The following is a 3,663-nucleotide window of genomic DNA, read 5'->3' as shown; positions in this document are numbered from 1 at the left end:
GCCGATCATCGTCCTGCGGGTCGGCCTTGGGACCGGCATCGGACCTCCTTCTGCGCAGAACGCACCTCGTGAAACGTTTCACACGCCCTCGGCTGTCGTCGCATGACAAAGTCCCACGAAAAGGGCTTCTGATGGTGCACGCCGACACAAGGTGCACTCGCGCTCGCTTGTCTGTGCGGAGTGGGTAACGTTATCCAACCAGGCACAGCTAGACAAGACGTCGCTCGCTGCTCGACTTCTTGACGTCATACGGCCGTAACTCTAGGGTCTGCCGCACTACCTGGATAACGTTGCTCATCGCAGGCTCCGTGCTCTTCGGGCGAGGAGATGGGGCCTGTGGACCCATGGAGAACGGATCAGTCATGCCTCGATCTGTAGCCACCCTCAGTCGCCTGTTTGAAACGATTCAACCCCTTCGGTCAGGAGATCTCCCATGCCAGAAGAGCTGAACGGTTCCCCCAGTCGCAGACGCGTGGTCGGTACGATCGCGGCGTCCGCGGCGGGGGCGGCGCTTCCCGTGGCCCCCGTCCTGCCCGCCCCGAGCGCACACGCCCGACAGCAGCACCATGAACGAGGAACCCAGGTCACAGGCCTGGCGGTCAACGGCCGCGAGGACCATCCGATCGGTGTCGACGACCCCTCACCGCGGCTGAGTTGGAGAGTGGTCCAGGCGGACGACGGCTGGATGCAGAGCGCCTACCAGATCCGCGCGGCCCGCACGGAACGGGACCTGGACGCCGGGCGCCTGCTGTGGGACAGCGGGAAGGTCCGCTCCGCCGCTCAGACCGACGTCGCCTGGAAGGGACCCGCGCCGGCGTCGCGCGACCGCGTCGTCTGGCAGGTACGGGTGTGGGGCGCGAAGGGCGGCGCGACACCGTGGAGCCGTCCGGCCCGATGGGAGGTGGGACTGCTGCGGCGGTCCGACTGGGGTGCGGCCCGGTGGATCGAGCACGCCGGACGCGCCGTCGACCAGCCGCTGCCGCTGTTCGCCCGTGCCTTCCGGGTGGACGGCCGCGGGGGAGACGTCGTCCGGGCCAGGCTGTACCTGTCCGTCGTCGGCCTCCAGGTGGCGCGGCTCAACGACCGGCCGGTCACCGACGAGGTGCTCGCTCCGGGCAACTCCAACTACCAGCTGTCCGTGGAGTACCGGGCCTACGACGTCACCCACCTCGTGCGCACGGGCAAGAACACGCTCGGCGTCGAGCTGGGCCACGGCACCGCGCTGGTCACCCGGTCCGTGACCAACCCCGCCACCGGCCGCACCGCCCCGTACAGCTGGTGGCAGAGCCAGTTCAAGGGCACCGGCACCCTCGTCGAGCCCGCGGCTCGCGGCGCCACCGCCGTCAAGGTCAGCAGCGTCGCCAACTACCACGTCGGGGGCACCGTCAACATCGACACCGGAGACGGGGGAGAGCGGCTGGAGTCGCGCACGATCACCGCGCTGGACACCGCGGGCAGCGGTATCACGTTCCAGCCGGCCCTCTCCTTGGACCACGCGGCCGGCGCGGCGGTCTCCGCCTCCGGCAACTCGCTCGCCGGTACCGACCCCAGCGCGGGCGCCGCGGTCACCCCGCGCCTCATCGCCCGCCTGGAACTGACGAAGGCCGACGGAACCGTGCAGACCGTCGTCAGCGACCGCTCGTGGAAGACCGCCCTCGGCCCGACGACCACCGCCAACTGGTACTCCGGCTCCGACTACGACGCCCGACGCGAACAGCCGGCGTGGACCGCCCCCGGCGCGGACCTCAGCGCGGCGGCCAGGCGCCGCGACGGCACCGCCATGGGATGGGCCGACGCGGGCATCGCCCCGCCTCCCAACCTGACCACCGAACTGGTCTGGCGCACGGCCGAGCCCCTCAGGGTCGTCGACACGCTGCGGCCCGTCGGCGTGACCCAGCCCCAACCGGGCGTCTGGGTCTTCGACTTCGGGCAGAACTTCGCCGGCTGGCCACTGCTGCGTCTCGACGGCCGTGTACCGGCCGGAACCACCGTGAAGCTGCAACCCGCCGAGTCCCTGAACGCGGACGGCACCGTCAACCAGGCGTCCATCAGAGGCGGCGGCGCGGCCCGCGGCACCGACCTCTTCGCCGCCTACACCGCCCACGGCGAGTCCCGCGACGAGACATGGCACCCGCAGTTCCACTACTTCGGCATGCAATGGATCCAGGTCACCGGCCTCCCCGAGGGGTACACACCCACCCTGGACACGGTCACCGGCCTGCAGATCCACGCGGACGTGCCGGTCGCGGGCTCCCTTCGCACCTCGAACGAGCGCGTCAACCGCATCCACCGCATGTCCCGTTACTCGATCATGAGCAACGTCATGTCGACCTTCACGGACTGCCCCGGCCGGGAGAAGCTCGCCTACCCCGCCGACTACCTCCAGCCCTTCGCCTCCCTGCACCGCACCTTCCAGTACGACGCCTATCTGCGCACCATGGAACGGCACTTGGCGGAGGGCCAGTCCAGGACGGGCGACAACATCGGCAACGTAGCGCTCAAGGCACCGGTGTACGACTGGGGTTACACGGGCCGCTTCGGAGACGAGATCAACTGGGGCAACGGCATCATCCTGACGCCGTGGTTCCTGTACGAGACCTACGGCGACACCCGGACGATGGCCCACTACTACCCCCAGATGCAGGCCTTCCTCGACTACATCCGCACCAAGAAGGCCGGCACCGGGGCCGACGCCTACATCGTGGACGCCGCCCTGGCCGACTGGATCTCCAGCGAGCAGACCTCGGGCCGCATCACCGGCACCTGGGGCTACCACCAGGTCGCCGACCGGATGGCCCGGATAGCCGAGCTGCTCGGGCGCACCGCCGACGCCGCCGAGTACCGCAGCCTCGCCGACCACATCAAGAACGCCTTCAACGACGCCTTCTACAACAGCTCCCTGGGCCGCTACACCGCCGAAGGCGAGCAGGGCGGCGCCGGAGCCACCCAGGCGGCACAGGCCCTGGCCCTCGATGAGGGGCTGGTACCGGAGAGCGAGCGCGACAGAGTGCTCGACGCGCTGGTCCACGCTCATCAACCCTTCGGCGGAGGACCGCACTTCAGCGGTGGCACCATCGGCCTGGCCCCCATCGTCAGGGCCCTGCACGAAGGCGGTCACGACGACCTGCTGTGGGACCTGCTCCAGGAAGACACCCGCCCCAGCTACGGCTACTTCCTGCAACCGACCGCGGCCAACCCGGGCGGGCTGACGACCATCCCCGAGAACTGGGACTTCAGCGCCTCCAAGAACCACATGATCCTCCTCCAGATCGAGGAGTGGTTCCACAGCGGTCTGGTCGGCATACGGCAGCCGCGGGGTGGCGTGGCCTACCGCCACCTCGTGATCGACCCGAGGCCGGTCGGCGACCTCACCCGGGCGGAGGGCACCTACCGGACCTCGTACGGCGAGGTGTCCGCCGCCTGGACCCGCCGGCACGGCGTCTTCGAGCTGAGGGTCGAGATTCCCCCGAACACCACGGCACAAATCCGCATACCCACGGGAGGACGACGGCCAGGGACCGTCCCCGACGGAGCGACGTTCGAGCGGCTCGACGGAGACCGGGCCGTGTACAGCGTCGGATCCGGAGGCTGGGTCTTCACCGCGCGAGATACGTGACATCCAGCGGGACCAGAAGGGGGTCGGCGTCCGCGGCGAGCGGACGC

The 3,663-nt window shown here is 69.5% G+C and carries 1 protein-coding gene; it reads left to right on the top strand.

Features of this window, described 5'->3' with window-relative positions; translation table 11 throughout:
* Positions 1-433 precede the first annotated feature (433 nt).
* Positions 434-3,616 carry a family 78 glycoside hydrolase catalytic domain gene (locus tag ACFULQ_RS48770; protein WP_383558213.1) on the top strand — a complete coding sequence of 1,061 codons (3,183 nt, stop codon included), beginning with the start codon at positions 434-436 and terminating at the stop codon, positions 3,614-3,616.
* Positions 3,617-3,663 lie beyond the last annotated feature (47 nt).

The sequence above is a fragment of the Streptomyces sp. NPDC057253 genome, assembly GCF_042669125.1.
Lineage (GTDB): Bacteria > Actinomycetota > Actinomycetes > Streptomycetales > Streptomycetaceae > Streptomyces.
The sequence above is the reverse complement of the archived record's forward strand: the minus strand, read 5'-3'. Positions and strand labels throughout refer to the sequence as shown.

What these genes read in the sequence shown, in the direction of transcription:
- ACFULQ_RS48770 (WP_383558213.1), top strand. Translation starts at nt 434, where the DNA reads ATGCCAGAAGAGCTGAACGGTTCCCCCAGTCGCAGACGCGTGGTCGGT.